Annotated in this window: 15 protein-coding genes; 11 read left to right on the top strand and 4 right to left on the bottom strand. The window is 72.2% G+C overall.

The features are described 5' to 3' along the window. The first annotated feature begins 101 nt into the window (after positions 1 to 101). The 3 genes from IEY61_RS02085 (at position 102) to IEY61_RS02095 (ending at position 5336) form a co-directional block, all read left to right on the top strand. Positions 102 to 1250 carry a putative Ig domain-containing protein gene (locus IEY61_RS02085; protein WP_189040480.1) on the top strand — a complete coding sequence of 383 codons (1149 nt, stop codon included), beginning with the start codon at positions 102 to 104 and terminating at the stop codon, positions 1248 to 1250. A 97-nt stretch (positions 1251 to 1347) separates the two neighbouring features. Further along, positions 1348 to 2838: an Asp-tRNA(Asn)/Glu-tRNA(Gln) amidotransferase subunit GatB gene (gene gatB, locus IEY61_RS02090; RefSeq protein ID WP_189040481.1), complete on the top strand. Its 1491-nt coding sequence runs from the start codon at positions 1348 to 1350 to the stop codon at positions 2836 to 2838. Between the two features lie 143 nt (positions 2839 to 2981). Beyond that, complete coding sequence (locus tag IEY61_RS02095) at positions 2982 to 5336, top strand: thiamine pyrophosphate-binding protein (RefSeq protein ID WP_189040482.1); 2355 nt, start codon at positions 2982 to 2984, stop codon at positions 5334 to 5336. Here the strand turns inward: IEY61_RS02095 and IEY61_RS02100 are convergent. Continuing rightward, positions 5333 to 6919 carry a metallophosphoesterase gene (locus tag IEY61_RS02100; RefSeq protein WP_189040483.1) on the bottom strand — a complete coding sequence of 529 codons (1587 nt, stop codon included), beginning with the start codon at positions 6917 to 6919 and terminating at the stop codon, positions 5333 to 5335. The two genes, IEY61_RS02095 and IEY61_RS02100, sit on opposite strands and share 4 nt — an antisense overlap. Positions 6920 to 7018: 99 nt before the next feature. Continuing rightward, positions 7019 to 8182: a PQQ-dependent sugar dehydrogenase gene (locus IEY61_RS02105; protein ID WP_189040484.1), complete on the bottom strand. Its 1164-nt coding sequence runs from the start codon at positions 8180 to 8182 to the stop codon at positions 7019 to 7021. Between the two features lie 95 nt (positions 8183 to 8277). Between IEY61_RS02105 and IEY61_RS02110 the strand changes: the two genes are divergently transcribed. Next, on the top strand, positions 8278 to 9204 hold the full coding sequence (locus tag IEY61_RS02110; RefSeq protein ID WP_189040485.1) for a 2-hydroxyacid dehydrogenase: 927 nt from the start codon (positions 8278 to 8280) through the stop codon (positions 9202 to 9204). Here the strand turns inward: IEY61_RS02110 and IEY61_RS02115 are convergent. After that, positions 9198 to 9575: a PH domain-containing protein gene (locus IEY61_RS02115; RefSeq protein ID WP_189040486.1), complete on the bottom strand. Its 378-nt coding sequence runs from the start codon at positions 9573 to 9575 to the stop codon at positions 9198 to 9200. The genes IEY61_RS02110 and IEY61_RS02115 overlap by 7 nt on opposite strands. 217 nt (positions 9576 to 9792) lie before the next feature. Here IEY61_RS02115 and IEY61_RS31740 point away from each other — a divergent pair, with 217 nt between their 5' ends. Beyond that, on the top strand, positions 9793 to 12084 hold the full coding sequence (locus tag IEY61_RS31740; RefSeq protein ID WP_268240613.1) for a bifunctional diguanylate cyclase/phosphodiesterase: 2292 nt from the start codon (positions 9793 to 9795) through the stop codon (positions 12082 to 12084). 12 nt (positions 12085 to 12096) lie between these two features. Here IEY61_RS31740 and IEY61_RS02125 read toward each other — a convergent pair whose 3' ends face one another. Then, complete coding sequence (locus tag IEY61_RS02125; protein ID WP_189040488.1) at positions 12097 to 13128, bottom strand: LacI family DNA-binding transcriptional regulator; 1032 nt, start codon at positions 13126 to 13128, stop codon at positions 12097 to 12099. Positions 13129 to 13371: 243 nt separating this feature from the next. Between IEY61_RS02125 and IEY61_RS02130 the strand changes: the two genes are divergently transcribed. The 6 genes from IEY61_RS02130 to tnpA all read left to right on the top strand — a co-directional run bounded on the left by IEY61_RS02130 (position 13372) and on the right by tnpA (position 20021). Then, positions 13372 to 14646 (top strand): ABC transporter substrate-binding protein, encoded by a 1275-nt coding sequence (locus IEY61_RS02130; RefSeq protein WP_189040489.1) that lies wholly within the window; start codon positions 13372 to 13374, stop codon positions 14644 to 14646. A gap of 2 nt (positions 14647 to 14648) precedes the next feature. Continuing rightward, positions 14649 to 15641, top strand: a complete 993-nt coding sequence (locus IEY61_RS02135; protein WP_189040490.1) for a carbohydrate ABC transporter permease — start codon at positions 14649 to 14651, stop codon at positions 15639 to 15641. 59 nt (positions 15642 to 15700) lie between these two features. Beyond that, positions 15701 to 16549 carry a carbohydrate ABC transporter permease gene (locus IEY61_RS02140; RefSeq protein ID WP_229705623.1) on the top strand — a complete coding sequence of 283 codons (849 nt, stop codon included), beginning with the start codon at positions 15701 to 15703 and terminating at the stop codon, positions 16547 to 16549. Further along, positions 16546 to 19191 (top strand): glycoside hydrolase family 2 protein, encoded by a 2646-nt coding sequence (locus IEY61_RS02145; protein WP_189040492.1) that lies wholly within the window; start codon positions 16546 to 16548, stop codon positions 19189 to 19191. Before IEY61_RS02140 ends, IEY61_RS02145 begins: the two co-directional genes overlap by 4 nt. A 72-nt stretch (positions 19192 to 19263) precedes the next feature. Beyond that, the gene (locus IEY61_RS02150; protein WP_189040493.1) at positions 19264 to 19548 is read left to right on the top strand and encodes a hypothetical protein; all 285 of its coding nucleotides are present in this window, start codon (positions 19264 to 19266) and stop codon (positions 19546 to 19548) included. 53 nt (positions 19549 to 19601) lie between these two features. Next, the gene (gene tnpA, locus IEY61_RS02155; RefSeq protein WP_189040494.1) at positions 19602 to 20021 is read left to right on the top strand and encodes an IS200/IS605 family transposase; all 420 of its coding nucleotides are present in this window, start codon (positions 19602 to 19604) and stop codon (positions 20019 to 20021) included. The last annotated feature ends 68 nt before the right edge of the window (positions 20022 to 20089 follow it).

Genomic DNA, 20089 nt, shown 5'->3' on the forward strand with positions numbered 1-20089 from the left:
AGTCGACGTGCCGCGGCTCGGCGTTGGTGATGGTCGGATAGAGTGCCAATCCCCTGGTGAAACGCGGTCAGGGCTTTTCGATCGATCCCTGGATGTGCGCGATGAAGACGCTGCGGCCGATCACGATCGTCTCGGTGCTCATGGTGCTGCTCCTCGGCGGTGCGCGGCCGGCGATGGCCGTCCCCGAGGGCGTCACCATCACCTCGGGGACGCCCGCGTCGCCGGTGACCGCCCACGAGCCGTACCCGACGCACACGTTCACCGCCTCGGGCGGCGCCGCTCCGTACGGTCTGTCGTTGCGGTCGGGGGTGTTGCCGCCGGGGATGGCGCTGTCGTCGGGGGGAGTCCTCGCCGGCACGCCGAGCACCCCCGGTAGCTACACCTTCGGGATCCGGATGACGGACGCGGACGAGGCCTCCGCCGAGCAGAGCGTCACCGTCGTGGTGGTCGCGCCGACGGTCACCGTCACCTCTGGCGAGCCGATTTCGCCCTGGTACACCGGGCAGCCGTACCCGACGCACACGTTCACCGCCTCGGGCGGCACCGCTCCGTACGGGCTGTCGTTGCGCTCGGGGGTGTTGCCGCCGGGGATGGCGCTGTCGTCCGGGGGAGTCCTCGCCGGCACGCCGAGCACCCCCGGTAGCTACACCTTCGGCATCCGGCTGACCGACCAGCACGGCTTCCACGCCGACCAGGAGGTCACGGTGGCGATCGCCGCACCGGCCACCACCATCACCTCCGGGACACCGCCGCGCGGCACGGTCGGCGAGGGGTACTCGTTCCGGTTCACCGCGGAGGGCGACACCGACATCCGGTTCAGCGTGGCCGCCGGTGACCTGCCCCCGGGGCTCACCCTGGCCCCGAACGGCCGGCTGAGCGGTCAGCCCGAGGTCGCGGGCAGCTTCGCCGTCACGGTGCGCGCGGCCGGTACGGCGACGAGCGCCACCGAGGAACTGCCGCTGATCGTCGATGCCGCGCCGTTCGCGCCGACGCCCACGCCCACGCCGACGGCGACCCCGACCGCTCCGACGCCGGCCCCGACCGAGCCGTCGGCCACCCCGACCGAGGCGGTGCCGGCGACCCCGGCGGCGGCCTCGCCGTCGCCGCAGCCGAGGGGCAGTTGGTGGCTGCCGACCACCGGATCGAACTCGGCCCTGGTGCTGCTGCTCCTGAGCGTGGTGGCGTTCTCGATCGGCGGGATCCTGCTCGTGCTGACCTACAACCGGCGGCGGTTCACGACCCCCGAGTGATGCCCGGCCGAGGCGGGGCGGGCCGAGCAGTTAGGCTTGGCGGCGTTGTGTCCGGATGCCGCCGCGGGCCGGCTACCGCCCGAAAACTGGAGTTCCCATGACCACGACGCTGCCCGCGTACGACGAGGTCGTCGCGCGCTACGAGCCGGTGATCGGCCTGGAGACCCACGTCGAGCTGGGCACGAACACGAAGATGTTCTGCGGCTGCCCGACCGACTTCGGCGGCGAGCCGAACACCCGGGTCTGCCCGGTCTGCCTGGGCCTGCCCGGCTCGCTGCCGGTGGCGAACAAGGCGGCCATCGAGGCGACCATCCGGATCGGTCTCGCACTGAACTGCTCCATCGCGCAGTGGTGCCGGTTCGCCCGGAAGAACTACTTCTACCCGGACATGCCGAAGAACTTCCAGATCAGCCAGTACGACGAACCGCTCTGCGTCGACGGCTACCTGGACGTCGAGGTCAACGGCGAGACCGTGCGGATCGGCATCGAGCGGGTGCACCTGGAGGAGGACACCGGCAAGACGCTGCACGTCGGCGGGGCCACCGGCCGCATCCACGGGGCCACCGAGTCGCTGGTGGACTACAACCGGGCCGGCATTCCGCTGGTGGAGATCGTCACCAAGCCGATCCCCGGCAGCGGTGCGCTCGCGCCCGAGGTGGCCCGCGCGTACGTCGCCGAGCTGCGCGACGTGATCCGCTCGCTCGGCGTCTCCGACGTCCGCATGGAGGAGGGCTCGCTGCGCTGCGACGTCAACACCTCGCTGAACCTGCCGGGCGAGGAGTGGGGCACCCGCACCGAGACGAAGAACGTCAACTCGCTGCGCTCGGTCGAGCGGGCGGTCCGCTCGGAGATGCTGCGCCAGGCCGCCGTGCTCGACGCGGGTGGGCGGATCACCCAGGAGACCCGGCACTTCCACGAGGAATCCGGGGACACCACCCCGGGCCGGTCCAAGGAGACCGCCACCGACTACCGCTACTTCCCCGAGCCGGACCTGGTGCCGCTCGCGCCGGACCCGGCCTGGGTGGCCGAGCTGAAGGCCGAGCTGCCGGAGCTGCCCCGGGTGCACCGCCGCCGCCTCCAGCAGGCGTGGGGGTTGTCCGACCTCGACATGCAGTCGGTGCTCAACGCCGGCGCGGTCGAGCTGATCGAGGCCACCGTCGCCGCCGGTGCCACCCCGGCCGCCGCCCGCAAGTGGTGGCTGGGTGAGCTGTCCCGGCGGGCCAACGAGACGGGCGTGGAGTTGGCGGATGTCGGGGCCACGCCGAGGCAGGTCGCCGAGCTGCAAAGCCTGGTCGACGCCGGCAAGCTCAACGACAAGCTGGCCCGTACGGTGCTGGAGGGCGTGGTCGTCGGCGAGGGCTCGCCCACCGAGATCATGACCAACCGGGGCCTGGAGGTCGTCTCCGACACCGGTGCGCTGACGGCCGCCGTCGACGAGGCGATCGCCGCCAACCCGGAGATCGCCGACAAGATCCGCTCCGGCAAGGTCGCCGCCGCCGGCGCCCTGGTCGGCGCCGTCATGAAGACCACCCGAGGCCAGGCCGACGCCAAAACCGTCCGCGACCTGATCCTGCAACGGCTGAGTTGAAAGGAGGGGCCCCTTATTAACGCCTGATGTAGAGCAGGGGCCCCTTATTAACACCCGCGAGGCACCCGCACCCCGCATTCGAGGCGCCCGCACCCACCCCTAGCCGGTCGTCAACGGCGACGTACCGGAGCCCTGGAGTCACCGTGAACCAGCACGAACTTGGTGTCCTCGACGAGATTCAGCGGCGGGTGCTGTGGCTCGCCACCCGGATCGTGGACGCGGCCAACGACCGCGACACGGGCGACGGGGTCAAGGTCGGCGGGCACCAGGCGTCCAGCGCCTCCCTGGTGACCGCGATGACCGCACTGTGGTTCGCCCACCTCGACGCCGAGGACCGGGTCGCGGTCAAGCCGCACGCCTCGCCGGTGTTCCACGCCATCCAGTACCTCCTCGGCAACCTGGACCGGTCGTACCTGACCCGGCTGCGGGCCCGCGGCGGGTTGCAGTCGTACCCGTCGCGGACGAAGGACCCGGACGGGGTGGACTTCTCCACCGGCTCGGTCGGCCTGGGCGCCGCCGCCCCGCTGTTCGCCGCGGTGACCCGACGGTATGTCGACGCGCACTTCGGCGCGCGTCCGCACTCCCGGTTCGTCGCGTTGATCGGTGACGCCGAACTGGACGAGGGCAACGTCTGGGAGGCGGTCGTCGACCCGGCCACCACCGGGCTCGGCAACGTGATGTGGGTGGTCGACTTCAACCGGCAGTCGCTGGACCGGGTCGTCCCCGGGGTACGGATCGACCAGTGGCGCGGCCAGTTCGAGGCCGCCGGCTGGCACGTGGTCGAGGTCAAGTACGGCCGCAAGCTGGCCCGGGCGTACGCCCAGCCAGGCGGCGAGGCGCTGCGCGGCTGGATCGACGCGATGCCGAACGAGCAGTACCAGTCGCTGTTCGGGCTGACCGGAGCGCAGCTGCGCAAGCGGTTCCTGGACGGCGCGCCGGCCGAGGTGGAGACGTTCGTCGCCGACATCGCCGACGAGGAACTGGGACCGCTCGTCACCGACCTGGGCGGGCACGACCTCAGCGCGCTGCTCGACGCGTACGCCCAGTGTGACGCGGTGACCGACCGGCCGAGCGTGGTGTTCGCGTACACGGTCAAGGGTTGGGGTCTGCCGATCGCCGGCAATCCGCGCAACCATTCGGCGTTGCTCTCCGGCGAACAGGTCGACGCGCTGCGCGCCGCGCACGGCCTGACCCGCGACACCGAGTGGGACCGTCTCGACCCGGCGTCCCCGGCGGGGATCCGGGCCGGGCAGCGTCGGGAGGCGCTGTCCCGCGCGCCCCGCGAGCGCGCGCTCGGGGTCACCGTCCCACAGACCACGAGGGTACGCGCGAACAAACCGATCTCCACCCAGGAGGTCTTCGGTCGGGTGCTGGTCGACCTGGCCCGCGACCCGCAGGTGGGGAAGTACCTGGTGACCACCGCGCCGGACGTGGCGACCTCCACCAACCTGGCCGGGTTCATCAACAAGACCGGCGTGTTCGCCCCGACCGCCCAGCGATCCTGGTCGGAGGACCGGATGCTGCGCTGGACGGAGAGCCCCGACGGGCAGCACATCGCACTGGGCATCTCCGAGATGAACCTGTTCCTGCTGCTCGGTCAGCTCGGGCTGTCCTGGGACCTGTCCGGGCAGCCGCTGCTGCCGGTCGGCACCGTCTACGACCCGTTCGTGCTGCGCGGGTTGGACGCCTTCCTCTACGGCACCTACTCCGGCTCCCGGTTCGTGGTGGCCGGCACCCCGTCCGGCATCACCCTCGCTCCGGAGGGCGGCGCGCACCAGTCCACGATCACCGCGAGCGTGGGGCTGGAACTGCCCGGGGTGACCTTCGTCGAGCCGGCGTACGCGGCCAGCCTGGACTGGCTGCTCTGTGACGCGCTCGGTCACATCGCCGGCGTGCCGCAGCCCGCGCCGACCGCCGCGCCGGCCGAGGACGGGGCGTACTACTTCCGGCTGAGCACCCGACCGGTGGATCAGGCGCCGTTCGAGGCGGCCCGTGCCCGGCTCGGCGACGCGGTGCTGCGCCGGCAGGTGCTCGCCGGGGCGTACCGGCTGGTCGACGCCCATCAGGCGGACCCGCGTCTGGCCGACGCCCCGACGGTGCAACTGGCCGCCTCCGGCGCGGTGCTGCCCGAGGTGCTGGCCGCCGCGGCCGAGTTGGCCGAGGAGGGTGTCGCCGCCCACGTCGTCGACGTCACCAGCCTGGACCGCCTCTACCGGGCCTGGCAGCGCACGCTGCGTCAGGGCGTACGCACCGCCACCGTGCCCAGCGTGCCCGGCGCGCTGCGGTCGGCCTTCGTCGACCGGGTACCGGTGGTCACCGTGCACGACGCCGCCTCGCACGCGATGGCCTGGCTCGGCTCGGCCGTAGGCGCCCCCGCCGTCCCGCTAGGCGTCGACGAGTTCGGCCAGTCCGGCACCGTCCACGACCTCTACGACCTGCACGACCTCCTCCCCGGCAGCATCGTCAACGCCGCCCTGGCCGCTCTCTCCCTCCGCTAACGGGTGGGGGTGGGGGTTGTGGGGGCGGGGGGGCCGGCGGTGGGTTGGGTCACCACGGTGCGTTCGAGGTTGACCTGGGCCTGGCCGGTGCCGCCGACGGTGATGTCGTCGTACGCCTGGAGCAGCTGCTGCTGGTCGAAGTAGAGCACGGTCATGCTCAACGGGGTGGGCTGCTCGCCCTCCAGCCCGCGCAGGCCCGCGCCGCCGGTCGAGCCCTCCACCATCAGCGTGGTGGGCTGTTGGCCCGGCACCTCGGGCAGCTTCTCCACCCGCCGTTGGTGGGTGTGCCCGGCCAGCACGAGCGGGCAGGTGCCGGAGAGCGGACCGGCGGCGGCCGGATCGTGCACCAGGGCGATGTTCACCGGCCGCGGTGAGCTGCGGACCGTGGCCGCCAGCTGCTCGCCGTTGGTGATCAGCTCGTTCGCGGTGGGTGGGTTGAGCCCGCCGGCGGCCGGCGAGGTGCTCTTGTCCGGGGTGAAGCGGGGGTCGCCGATGCCGCCGATGGTCAGCCCCGCGACGGTGGTGGTCGCGTTGTCCAGCACGATCGCGTTCGGCTGCTGGGCCACCGCCGCCGCGGTACGCCCCGAGTCGTGGTTGCCGCGGATGTAGACGTACGGCTTCCGGAGCAGGCTGATCGAGCCCACGTAGGAGGCCTCCGGCTCGCTGCCCCAGTCGGTGATGTCGCCGGTGTCGATGACCACGTCGATCGCGAACTGCTCCACCACGGTCCGGATCAGCTGCCAGGCGGCCGGGTTGAGGTGCATGTCGGAGATGTGCAGGACCCGGGTGGTGCCCGGCTGCTGCTCGAACACCGGCAGCGCCGAGACGGTGGTGTAGAGCTGGGTGACGTTGCCGATGAGGCGCTGGAGCTGCTCGGCGTACCGGGTGTAGTCGTTGGCGATCCGGCGTACGTCACCGACGATCGCCGGGGCGTTGACCAGCAGCCCCTCGTACCTGGGCTCCTCGATCGCCTGCGGACGCAGGGTCGCCGCGGCGGTGCCGAGACTGCCGGCGGTGATCAGCAACGCGAGGCCGCCGGCCCAGGCGGCCCGGCGGGTGTCGCGGAAGACCAGCAGGGCCAGCACCAGGGCGGCCAGCACGGCGGAGCCGATGGTACGCAGCCCGAGCCGCAGCACACCTTCGCGTACCTCGTCGACGGCCGACTGGGTGGCCCGGTTCAGGCTCGCCGGATCCTCGATCAGGGCCTCGACGCGGCTCTGCTCCAACGCGCCCAGCTCCACGGTCAGGTGGGTGGGCCCGTCGTGGCTGTCCAGTTGCAGCGCGCCCAGCGGCGGGATGTCGATGGTGGTGCCGCCGTTGGTGGCCGGCGCGACCGACAGCTTCGCGCGGAACGGCCCGATGTCGGTGCCGACCTGCCCGCCGGCGACGACCCCGGCCAGCACCCCGGCCAGCGTGACGGCCAGGACGGCCACGGCGACCGCGATCCGGCGTACGCCGGGGTGCCGCCCGGTGCGGCGCGACACGGCGGCGGCACGCCGCAGCGGGGCGAAGCGGCGCCCGCGAGCGCCCGGGGTGTCCCCGGCGCGGTCGCGCCGCGGCTGCTCGTTCTCGTGACCGTCCATGCTGAGATTCTGACCTGCCCGCCGAAGGATCTTGACAAACCTGGATCGAGAGACTGCCGGATGAACCGGCCGCCGTCTCTGCTGCGCGCTGCGGGTGGCTCAGCTGCGCCCGGCACCGCCACCCGAGAGGACCAGCCGCAGCAACCGGTCGTCCTCCGGCGCCGGTCGGCCCCGCCCGTCGTGGTTGGAGGTGCTCACCCAGAGCGACCCGTCCGGTGCCGCGGCGATCGCCCGCAGGCGCCCGTACTGCTCGGTCAGCAGGGCGTGTGGCTGCCCGAGCACCGTGCCGGTCGCGGTCAGCTCGACCAGCCAGAGGCGCTGCCCACGCAGGCAGGCGGTGGCCAGCGTCCGCTCGACCGCGGCCAGCCCCGAGCAGGACGCCTCGTCGGTCGGCCACTGCACGATCGGGTCGACGTACTTCTTGTCGCCGGCACGCCCCTCGACCTCGGGCCAACCGTAGTTCTTGCCCTTGCTGATCTGGTTGATCTCGTCCCAGGTGTTCTGGCCGAACTCGACGGCGTACATCCGGTCGCCGTCCCAGGCGATGCCCTGCACGTTGCGGTGACCCAGCGACCAGACCGGGGAGTTCGGGAAGGGGTTGCCCGGCGCCGGCTTCCCGTCCGCGGTGATCCGCAGGATCTTGCCGCCGAGCTCCTTGACGTCCTGCGACCGGGCGGTCTCCCCGGCGTCGCCGGTGCTGGCGTAGAGCTGCCCGTCCGGGCCGAACGCCAGGCCGCCGCCGTTGTGGATGCCCGCCTTGGGGATGCCGGTGAGGATCGGGGTGGGTTTCTCGCCGAGCCGCAGCCGGGCGATCCGGTTGTCCCGCTCGGCGGTGTAGTAGACGAAGGCCGTCCGGTCCCGCTCGAACTCGGGGGAGACGGCGATGCCCAGCAGGCCGCCCTCGCCGCCGGCCGCCACCTCGTCGATGGTCTGCACCTCGGTGACCTTCATGCCGTCCGGGCCGGACTCCGGGCCGACCTGGAGGATCCGGCCGCTGTCGCGCTCGGTGACCAGCGCTCCGCCGTCGGGCAGGAAGGCGATGCCCCACGGCACCTGCAGTCCCTTGGCCAGCACGGTGGCGACGATCTCCTGGTTGCCGGTGCCGGCGGTCGCCGAGGGGCTGGGCAGGTTCGGTGGTTCGCCGGCCGGGTCGGGGGCCGGGTCGCCGAGGCTGCACCCGGTGGCGGCGAGCAGCACGGCCGCGCAGGACGCGGCGAGGGCCGTGCGGAGCTGACGGGCTCGAAAGTACGGGGGTGCGCTCACCGGCCCAGGGTAGTCCGCCGCAGGCGGCGGCGCGGAGGTCGACGAGAGCCGCCCCGCACGGCGGGACCGATCGCGGCAGCCTATCGTCGGCAGGCGTGAAGGTATGGATCCCGCACGAGGTCGACCACGCCCTGCTCGGCGAGCTGCCGCCGCAGGTCACCGTCGAGACGATGGCCGACCCCACGCGCCTGCCCTCGACGGCGGCCGACGTCCGGTTCTGGGTGCCGCCCTTCGTGCCCCGGCGGGAGGTCACCGCACTGCTGCCCGAGCTGCCCGAGCTGGCGGTGGTGCAGCTGCTCACCGCCGGCGCGGACGCCTGGGTCGGCCACGTCAAACCCGACGTCCTGCTCTGCGACGCCCGGGGCGTGCACGATTCCTCCACCGCCGAGTGGGTGGTCGCCGCGATCCTGTCCCAACTGCGCGCCTTTCCCGCGCTGGCCCGCGCGCAGGCGCACCGGCGGTGGGCGTACGAGGAGGTGGCACCCACCGACGAACTGGCCGGCAAGCGGGTGCTGATCGTCGGCGCCGGTTCGATCGGCACCGCCGTGCGGGCCCGGCTCGCGCCCTTCGAGGTGGAGTTCATCCTGGTGGCCCGCACAGCCCGGCCGGAGCAGGGCGTGTACGGGGTCGAGGAACTCGACCGGCTGTTGCCGCAGGCCGACATCGTGGTGCTGCTGGTGCCGCTGACCGAGCAGACCCGGGGCCTGGTCGACGAGCGGTTCCTGGCCGCGATGCGCGACGGTGCGCTGCTGGTGAACGCCGCGCGGGGCCCGGTGGCGCGGACCGACGCCCTGGTCGCCGAGCTGAGCAGCGGTCGGATCTGCGCCGCGCTGGACGTCACCGACCCGGAGCCGCTGCCCGCCGACCATCCGCTCTGGGAGCTGCCGAACGTGCTGATCACCCCGCACACGGGAGGGGCGGTGCGGGGCCTGCTGCCGCGGGCGTACCGTCTGGCCGGCCGGCAGATCCGTCGGTTCCTGGCCGGAGAACAGCTGGAGAACGTGGTGACGGAGGGTTACTGAGCCGGCTCCAGGTCGCCCTGGCCGGCCGCCGCCACCAGGCGGGGCAGATCCTGCCGGCGTACCGCGGGCAGCACCAGCCGCTGGCCGTCGGTGAGCAGGGCGACCGCCCGCCCGCGCGGATCGGCCGCCAGCTCGGCCACCTGCTCCCAGCCGACCCGGCGTTGGCCGACGAGCGCCCGCAGGCGCAGCCCGCGGGGGTCCGCGTCGGTGCCGGCGCGCCAGGCCCAGACGGCCACCGCCAGCGGTACCAGAAGCACCGGCAGCAGGTACGCGCGGGCGTTGGCCAGCGGCAGGGCGCCGATGGTGGCGACGATCGCCGCGACCAGGGCGGCCTGATGGTGCCGGAATCGCACAGTGTCGGAGCGGGCCATGATTCGATGATCCCACCGGCGCCGGGCCGGGCCGCGCCGGGTCGGCCTGCTGCGCGGACGAGACGCGCGGGACGGCAATGCGTGATCCGCCTCACTGTCCGGTAGCCGTCACTTCGCGCAAGCTGATTCGTTCACGGATGGTGGGCGGCGGATTACGATGTTCGCCGTCCGCCGCACCGCCGCACCGCCGCAGTGTCCCCTCACGAAGGCGAACGCCGTGCCCGTCGCTTCAGTGTTCCGTGCCACCACCTACCGTCCCGTCCTGCCGGAAACCTGCGTCCTCGCGGTGGTCGCCGTGCTGGTCGCCATCGGTGTGACCGGCCCGGTGCCGGCCCTCGCCGTGGTGGCGCTCGCCGGTGCCACCGGTTCGACGCTGGCGGGCGTACGCCTGTCCCGGCTGACCATCGGTCCCGACGTGCCGGCGGCCAATCTCGCGGGCGGGCGGCTGGCCCGTCGCCGTGCGGCCCGACCCCGCCGGGCCGCCGCGCTGCTGCACGCCGCGGTGGTGACCGCCGGGCTGACCGCGTCGGTGCTGCCGCTGGCCTCCGCCGGGTACCGTCCGGCGGCGGCCGCCACCGGGCTCGCCGGCACCGCCGCCCTGCTGGGTGCCGGCCTGTTCAGCCTGCCCCGCCGGCCACCTCCGCCGCTCCGGGTGCGGCTGCGTCGGCTGCTCGACGGCGCGGTGGCCGGTCTGTGTCTGGTGCTCGTCGCCTGGCTGCTGCTGCCGTACGCCGGGGTGCCGGCGGCATGGCGGCTGGCCTCGGCGGCGGTCATCGGACTGCTGGCCGGCGACCTGTTGACCGTGCTGACCGGGCCGCACCGCAACGCCGGCTCGGCCCGGGGTCGGGTCGGTGCCGCGTTGACCCTGCTCGCGCTGGTGTTGCTGGCCGCGCTGCCGGCCGGTCCCACCGCCGGCCGGGCGCCGTTGCTGGCCGTACCGCCGCTGGTGGTCGGTGTGCTGCTGGCCGCCGACGGGGTGCGGCGCGTGGTGCAGGCGGGCGACGATCCGCCCCGGGGTGGCACCCTGCTCTGGCCGCGGACGCTGGTCCCGGCGATCGGGGTGGTGCTGGCGATCGTCCACGAGTTGCAGGCGGGTCTGCTGCCTGACCGTGTCGCGGTGCTGCTCGCGCTCGCCGTGGTGCCCCCGCTGGTGGCCCGCGAGCTGATCGGCACGGACACGGACCTGCTGATCGGCGTCGACGCGGACCGCGGCCCGTCGCCGCCCGTTCCGTCGCCGGCCGCCGCGCCGGGGCCCGATTCGGCCAGCACGACCGAGCATCCCGTGCCCGCCGGGCGCGCCGCGCTGCTGCGTGCCCTGGCGGCGCGGCCGGAGCCGGTGGCCGGTGCGCTGCTGGTGGTCGACCTGCATCTCACCGAACTGCCCGGGATGGCCGTGCGGGACGACGTGGCGGCCGAGGCCGTCCGCCGGACGCGGGCCGTGGTGGCCGCCGGCGACGAGGTGTTCGACCTGGCCGGCAGCGGCCTTGCGGTGATCACCGGGGCCGGGCCGGTGCTGGCGTACGCGTTGGGCGCCCGGCTGCTCACCGCGCTGGACCGACCTTACGAGGTGTCCGGGGCGGTGCTGCGGTCACGGGCCAGTGTGGGGCTCGCCGAACTCGCCCAGGGTCAGCCGGAGGACGTGCTGCGGCAGGCCGACCTGGCCCGGCGACGCGCGGCCCAGCTCGGCCGGGACCGGGTCGAGTGGTACGACGCGTACCTGGAGGAGCAGTTGGTCCGCCGGCTGGAGCTGGAGCGGGAACTGCCCGGCGCGGTCGCCCGGGGTGAGCTGGATCTGGTCTACCAGCCGGTGCTCGGGCTGGCGGACCGGTGGCCGGTCGGCACGGAGGCGTTGCTGCGCTGGCGCAGTCCGGTGCTCGGCACGGTGTTCCCGGCGGAGCTGCTGCCGGTCGCCGAAGATCTCGGCATCGTGGGCGAGCTGGGCACGTGGGTGCTGGACCGGGCGTGCCGGCAGCTCGCGGACTGGTCCGTCGGCGGCCGGCGGTTGTGGATGGCGGTCAACGTCTCCGTCCGCGAGCTGACCTCGCCGGACTTCGTGCCCCGGACGGTGGCGGTGCTGGACGCGTACGGTGTCGGGCCGGACCAGCTGGTGGTCGAGGTCTCCGAGCCGCGGGTGGGCGCCGAGCTGCCGACCGTGGTGGCGCGGCTGGCCGGGCTACGGTCGATGGGCATCCGGACGGCCCTGGACGATTTCCGCGCCGAGCACGCCTCCCTCGCCCAGCTGCGGAGACTGCCGATCGACCTGCTCAAGGTCGGGCCGGAGCTGGTCGCGGCGAGCGGCGGGGAGGAGCGATCCCTGCTGGACGTGGTGGTCACCGTCGCCGAGCGGATCGGGCTGGAGGTGGTGGCCGAGGAGCTGGAATTCGCCCATCAGGTCGACGGGGCGTACCGGGCCGGGTGCCGCTACGGCCAGGGGTTCGAGCTGGCCCGGCCGGCGACCGCCGAGCGGGTCGAGGCGTACTTCGAGGAGTTTCCCTCCACGTCGCGGTGAGGCCGGCGACGCTTAAGCGGTTAAGCTGCTGCTGGGCGCCGGGCCGGTGCTGCCCCTGGGGGTCAGCCGGGGCGTCTCGGTCTCCAGCCCCTCCGCGGTGGCGCCCTCGATCAGCCGCAACAGCTGCCGGGCCGCGTGCGCGCCGTAGGCGGGGATGTCCCGACCGAGCGCGGTCAGCGGTGGGTGCACCAGCCGGCACAGTGGGGAGTCGTCCCAGGCCACGATGGACAGATGGGTGGGCACGGCGAGACCCATCTCCTGGGCGACCGACAGCCCGGCGATCGCCATCACGTCGTTGTCGTAGATCAGCGCGGTGGGGCGGAGCCGGGAACTGAGCAGCCGCCGGGTCACCCGGGCGCCCTCCTCGCCGGTGTAGTCCGAGGAGACGGTGACCGCCTCGGCCAGCCCGAGACGCTGGCACACCGCGGTGAACGCCTGCGTCCGGATGGCGGTGTGCAGCAGGTCGGGCAGGCCGGCGACCCGGGCGATCCGCCGGTGCCCCAGGGCGTGCAGGTACTCCACGGTCTCCACCAGCGCCGCCGCGTCGTCCGACCAGACGCTGGGCAGGTCGCCGGTGCCCGTCGGCCCGCCGATCACCACGGCGGGCAGGCGCAACTCTTCCAGTACGGGCACCCGCAGGTCGTCGGTACGCAGGTCACAGACGAGCACCCCGTCGACCCGCCGCTCACCCCACCACCGCCGGTAGACCGCGATCTCGGCGCTCTGGTCGGCCACCACCTGAAGGGTCAGCGCGTACGACCGGGCGGAGAGTTCGGCCTCCACGCCGCTGATCAGCTCCATGAAGAACGGCTCGATGCCGAGCGTGCGGGCCGGCCGGGCGAGGATCAGCCCGATCGCCCGGGCCATCGCGCCGGAGAGCGCGCGGGCGGCGCTGCTCGGGCTGAACCCGATCTCGGTGGCGATGGCGAGGATGCGTTGTCGGGTCGCCTCGGAGACGCCCGGCTGGCCGTTGAGCGCGTACGACACCGCGCCCTTGGAGACTCCCGCCCGCCGGGCGACATCCGCGATCGTCGGTCGCTTCACCCGCGCACGTCCTCCTGAACCCGCTTCCGGGTGGTACGCCCACCCGGTCGCCCCAGCTTGTTCGGTTCAGTCTACGGGGGATCGGGGCGGCCACCTCCCGGCGTCGTGGTGGGCCGTTCCGGCCGCGTTGCTGATCCGTCGTTGACACTGTGGAAGCTCGCCCGTACGGTGGCCACACTTATCCGGTTCAGTCGACGTTTATCGATCATTGAAGCGCTCCCAGGTGGTCTCGGAGGAGGGGTCATGAGACGTTCCACGCCTCGTTGGCTGCGGGTCGCAGCCGTGGGTCTGCTGGTCGGGTCGATGGTGGTGGCGTGCAGCGGGCGCAGCACCACAGGCGGCTCCGGCGACGGCACGGTCACGCTGACAATCAGTTTCTGGGGCGACTTCGGACTCCAGGACCTCAAGACGAAGTACGAGGCGGAGCACCAGAACGTCCGGATCGCCCTCAACTCGGGGGAGTACAACGCCCAGCACGAGGACCTGCAGAAGAAGCTGATCGCCGGCTCCGGCGCGCCCGACATCGCGGCCATCGACGAGGGCTTCATCGTCCAGTTCCGCAGCCAGGCCGACAAGTTCGTCAACCTGCTCGACTCCGGTGCCGGCAAGCACGAGACCCACTACCTGCCGTGGAAGTGGAAGCAGTCGCTGTCGCCCGACGGCAAGACCCAGATCGGCCTCGGCACCGACATCGGCGGCCTGGCCATGTGCTACCGCACCGACCTGTTCTCCGCCGCCGGCCTGCCCACCGAGCGCGACCAGGTCTCCGTGCTCTGGCCCACCTGGGACGACTTCATCCGGGTCGGCCAGGATTACACCGCCAAGACGAAGAAGAAGTTCATCGACAACGGGACCAACCTGTTCAACCCGATCCTCGGCCAGCAGCAGGTCGGCTTCTACGACTCCAACGAGCAGCTGCGGATGGACGGCGGCCCCAAGGTCGCCTTCGACTACGCGGTCAAGGCCGTCGACGCCGGCATCTCGGCCAACCTCACCAGCTTCCAGGCGGACTGGGACAAGGGCTTCACCAACGGCTCGTTCGCGGTGCTCGCCTGCCCGGCATGGATGCTCGGGCACATCCAGAACACCGCGCCCGGCACCAGGGGCAAGTGGGACATCGCCGCGGTACCCGGTGGCGGCGGCAACTGGGGCGGCTCCTTCCTGACCATTCCCAAGCAGGGCCGCAACGTCGACGAGGCGTACAAATTCCTGGACTGGCTGGTCCAGCCGGCGCAGCAGATCGAGATCTTCAAGACGGTCGGCAACCTGCCGTCGCAGCCGGGGCTCTACACCGACCCGGCGATCGCGGACTTCAAGAACGAGTTCTTCAACTCCGCGCCGGTCGGGCAGATCTTCCCCAGGATGGCCGAGGGCCTGACGCCGCAGTACCTGGGCAAGAAGAACGGACCGACCCGGGTCGCGGTGGAGAACGTGATCAACCGGGTGCAGAACGGCACCCTCAGGCCGGACGCGGCCTGGGCCGAGGCGATCAAGGAAGCCGAGAAGGCCGGCAGGTAGCCATGGCCACCACGCGCGCGGCCCCCGAACCGACCACCCGCCGACCCCCACCCACCCGAAGCCGGCGACTGACCTGGCGGGACCGCCTGCACCGCTTCGACGTGCGGTACGTGCCGTACCTGTTGATCGCGCCGTTCTTCCTGCTCTTCTTCGTCTTCGGCCTCTTCCCGATGGTCTTCAACGGGGTGGTGGCGCTGCGCCACTGGCGGCTGGACGATCCGGAGCTGACCGGCTGGGCCGGCTTCGAGAATTTCGGCCGGCTGTTCACCGACGGCGACTTCGGCAACGCGCTCTACAACACCTTCGGCATCTTCCTCCTCTCCACCGTCCCGCAACTGCTGTTGGCGCTGGTCATCGCGTCGATGCTGAACCGCCGGCTGCGCGGGCAGACCTGGTGGCGGGTGAGCGCACTGCTGCCCTACATCACCCCGATCACCGCCTCCACGCTGGTGTTCAACGTGTTCTTCTCCCGCGATCTCGGCATGGCGAACTGGGCCCTCGGGCTGCTCGGCGTCGGCACCGAGACCCCGATCGACTGGCGGGCGGACAAGCTGCACTCCTGGATCGCCATCGCCACGATGGTCAACTGGAAGTGGATCGGCTACAACGCCCTGCTCTACCTGGCCGCGATGCAGTCCATTCCGCGCGACGTCTACGAGGCGTCGGCGCTGGACGGCGCCGGCCCGTGGCGTCAGCTCTGGCGGATCACCGTACCGATGATCCGCCCGGTGGTGATCTTCACGGTGGTGCTCTCCACCATCGGCGGGCTCCAACTGTTCACCGAGCCGATGCTCTTCGACCTCAACGCGCAGACCGCCCGAGGCGGGGCCGGCGGTGAGTGGCAGACCGTCGCTCAGCTGATCTACAAGGTGGGCTGGAAGGACCTGAACCTCGGCTACGCCGCCGCGATGTCCTGGGCGCTGTTCCTGATCATCCTCGTGGTCGCCGCCCTGAACACGATGTTGACCAACCGTCTGTCGGGGGGACGCCGATGAGCCTTCTGGACCGGCCCCGGGCCGCCGCGCCCGCGCCACCTGGCCGGCGCAGGCGAGCCATGCTGATGGGGCGGGCGCCGCAGGACACCCCGGCCGGGATCTGGGCCTACCTCTTCCTGTCGGTGAGCGCCCTGTTCGCGGCGTTTCCGCTGTACTGGATGTTCGTCATCGCCACCAGCACCGACGAGGCCACCGCCCAACTGCCGCCGGTGGTGATCCCCGGCGACCGGTTCCTGGTGAACCTGGACGAGGTCTTCTCGCTCCAGGACGTCTACTTCGCCGCGTCCCTGGTGAACAGCGTCATCGTCGCCACCGTGGTCACCGCCTCGGTGCTGTTCTTCTGCTCGCTGGCCGGCTTCGCCTTCGCCAAGCTGCGGTTCCGGGGCAGCCGGGCCCTGCTGCTCTTCGTGATCCTCACCCTGACCGTGCCCAACCAGCTCGGCGTCGTCGCGCTCTACATCGTGATGGGCAAGCTGGGCTGGAACGGCACCCTGCTGGCGGTGATCGTGCCCGGCATGGTCACCGCGTTCGGCGTCTTCTACATGCGACAGTTCATCGTCAACTCGGTGCCGGACGAGTTGGTCGAATCGGCCCGGGTCGACGGCGCCACCACGATGCGGGTCTACTGGAACATCGTGCTGCCGGCGGTGCGGCCGGCGCTGGCGGTGCTCGGCCTGCTCACCTTCGTGGCCACCTGGAACGACTTCCAGTGGCCGCTGATCACCCTCAACGGCACCGACTACCCCACCTCGATGGTGGCCATCTCGGACCTGGCCAGCGGCAACTACGTGATCTACCGGCGGGTGCTGGCCGGGGCGTTCGTGGCCACGGTGCCACTGTTGATCATGCTCGTCATCGGCGGTCGCCAGATCGTCCGGGGAATCATGGAAGGCGCGGTGAAGTCTTGAGCGACGCCCGGGGGCCCGATCCGGATCGGCTGGCGCTGCACCACGGCTGGACCCTGCGGGCGGTGCCCGGCCCACAGTTGCCACCCGAGATCGACGGCCGGACGGTGCCGGCGACCGTGCCCGGCTGCGTGCACACCGACCTGCTCGCGGCCGGACTGATCCCCGACCCGTACCTCGACGACAACGAGAAGGCCCTGACCTGGATCGGGCGCACCGACTGGACGTACGAGACCACCTTCGACCGGCCGACCGGCGACCATCAGCGCCTCGACCTGGTCTGCGCCGGGCTGGACACGGTCGCCACGATCAGCCTCAACGGCGCCGAGGTCGGCCGCACCGAGAACATGCACCGCGGCTACCGCTTCGACGTCGGGTCGCTGCTGCGCGCCGAGGACAACACCCTGGTCGTACGCTTCGACTCCCCCTACCGCTACGCGCAGGCGCACCGCGACCGGCTCGGCGACCGGCCCAACGCGTACCCGGAGCCGTTCCACTTCATCCGCAAGATGGCCTGCAACTTCGGCTGGGACTGGGGCCCCGCCCTGGTCACCGCCGGCATCTGGCAGGAGATCGGCCTGCACGGCTGGTCCGTTGCCCGGCTCGCGGCCGTGCGGCCACTGGTCACCGTCGACGGCCGCACCGGCCACGTGGAGCTGCACGTCGAGATCGAACGCGCCACCGACCTGCCGCTCACCGCGCATGCCGACCCGCCGCTTACCGCGCGGGCCGAGGCGGCGCGGGCCACGGACCTGCCGCTGACCGTGCGGGCCGAGGTGGCCGGGGTGACCGCCGAGGTGATGATCCCGGCGGGCGAGCACGTCGCCGTGCTCGCCCTCACCGTCGACGAACCCGAGCTGTGGTGGCCACGCGGCCACGGCGACCAGCGCCGCCACCCGCTGATCGTGACCCTGCACGGGCCGGACGGCGGCGTCCTCGACGACTGGCATCGGCGGATCGGGTTCCGCTCGGTACGCCTGGACACCACGCCCGACGCCCACGGCGCACCGTTCACCCTGCACGTCAACGAGGTGCCGATCTTCGTGCGGGGAGCGAACTGGATCCCGGACGACGTCTTCCCCACCCGGGTCACCCGGGACCGCCTCGCCCACCGCTTCGACCAGGCCGCCGGGGCGAACGTCAACCTGCTGCGGGTCTGGGGCGGTGGCCGGTACGAGTCGGACGACTTCTACGACCTGGCCGACGAGCGCGGCCTGCTGGTGCAGCAGGACTTCCTCTTCGCCTGCGCCGCGTACCCGGAGGAGGAGCCGTTCGCCGCCGAGGTGGCCGCCGAGGCCGCCGAGCAGGTGACCCGGCTCGCGCCGCATCCGTCGCTGGTGCTGTGGACCGGCAACAACGAGAACATCTGGGGCTGGCACGACTGGGGCTGGCAGGAGACCCTCGCCGGGCGCACCTGGGGGCGCGGCTACTACCTGGAGCTGCTGCCCCGGATCGTGGCCGACCTGGACCCGACCAGACCGTACTGGCCGGGCAGCCCGTGGTCGGGCAGCGAGGAGATCCACCCCAACGACCCGGCGTACGGCACCACGCACATCTGGGACGTCTGGAACACCGACGACTACCTCAGGTACCGCGAGTACCTGCCACGCTTCGTCGCCGAGTTCGGCTACCAGGGCCCACCGGCGTACGCGACGCTGCGCCGGGCGCTCTCCGACGAGCCGCTCGCGCCCGACTCGCCCGGTATGGCGCACCACCAGAAGGCCGCCGACGGTGACGTGAAGCTGCGCCGAGGGTTGGATGCACACCTGCCCGAGCCGCGCGACTTCGACGACTGGCACTACCTGACCCAGCTCAACCAGGCCCGCGCCATCCAACTCGGGGTGGAGCACTTCCGCTCCCACCGGGGCCGGTGCATGGGCACCATCGTCTGGCAGCTCAACGACTGCTGGCCGGTCACCTCCTGGGCGGCGATCGACGGCGACGGCCGCCGCAAACCACTCTGGTACGCGCTGCGCCGGTCGTACGCCGACCGCCTGCTCACCGTCCAGCCCCGCGGTGGCGGCCAGCCCGGCGGTGGCGGCCAGCCCGGCGGTGGCGGCCAGCCCGGCGGCGGTGGCCAGCCCGGCGGTGGCCAGCCCGGCGGTGGCCAGCCCGGCGGTGGTGGCCTGGCGGTGGTGGCGGTCAACGACGGCGGGCAGCCGTGGCGGGCGTCGGCCACCGTCACCCGGCTCACCCTGGCCGGTGAACCGAGGGCGAAGACCACCCTGGACCTGGACGTGCCCGCATACGCCTCGGTCACCTGGCCGCTGCCGACCGACCTGGCGCGGCCCGACGACGCCCGGCGCGAACTGCTGGTCGCCGACGCCGGCGGCGACCGGGCGCTGTGGTTCTTCGCCGAGGACCACGAGGTCGACTACCCGGCGGCGGAGTACGACGCCACGGTCGAGCCGGCCGACGGCGGCCACCTGGTCCGGGTGACCGCCCGCACCATCCTGCGTGACCTCACCCTCCACCCGGACCGCCTCGACCCCACCGCCGAGGTCGACGACGCCCTGGTCACCCTGCTCCCCGGCGAGTCGACGACCTTCACGGTGCGCTCGGCGGCCCCCCTCGACGCCACCGCCCTCACCACCCACCCGGTGCTGCGCGCCGTCAACGACATGCAAGGAAGGGCCCCTTATTAACGCCTCGTGTAGAGGAAGGGCCCCTTATTAACAACCCGACCAACACCCCCCCCGGACCGGAGGAGAAAGCCGATGAGGAAGAGGCTGGCCGGCGTACTGCTGGCCGTCGCCGGGCTGCTGGCCACGGCGGGTGCCATGCCGGCGGCCGGTGCCGCGCCCGGAGTAGGCGCGCCCCCGGCGGCCGGTGCATCCCCGGCGACCAGCGCCGCCACAGCGGCCGGTGGCACCCGGCCGACCGCCGGATTCGTGGTGCGCAAGGGCGACCGGTTGTACGCCGACGGCAAGCCGTTCCGGTCCGCCGGGACCAACAACTACCGAAGTAGGGCGAGAGGGCTGCCGTCTTCAGGCGGCAGGTGAACCGCTGCCCTAACGTCCAACTGTCAGATGGACGTTGCCCTCATGCTTCATTCATGGCCGGGTGTCAGACGAATCGCGGGGCGGCTTACAGCCTCGGATGCCGCCTTGTGTGGTGTCCGAAGTATCGCCGCCCCGTGCTCGTGCACCCGGTCGCAGAACGGCTCCGGGAGTTGATCGAGCAAGAGGCCGGCGAGCGCGGATGGTCGATTGTGGCCGTGGAAGTCATGCCTGACTACGTGCACCTGTTCGTTCGCGCCGACCCGATCGCGTCCCCGTCGTACATCGCCAACCAGATCAAAGGCTTCACGTCGAAGGTTCTGCGCGGCGAGTTCCCGCACCTGCGTCGCCGTTTGCCGACTTTGTGGTCTCGGTCGTTCTTCGTGGCTTCGGTCGGCAGCGTGTCGGCCGCGACGGTCCAGGAATACATCGAAACTCAGTGGGAACGCCCGTGGCGCAAAGGGGCAGTCTCGTGAAGGTCAACCGCGGTCACGTCCGGCGGCTCTGCCTCACCCCCGCCCAGTGCGCCGTACTGGACAAGCAG

It is taken from the genome of Micromonospora sonchi, assembly GCF_014646235.1.
GTDB classification, from domain to species: Bacteria; Actinomycetota; Actinomycetes; order Mycobacteriales; family Micromonosporaceae; genus Micromonospora; species Micromonospora sonchi.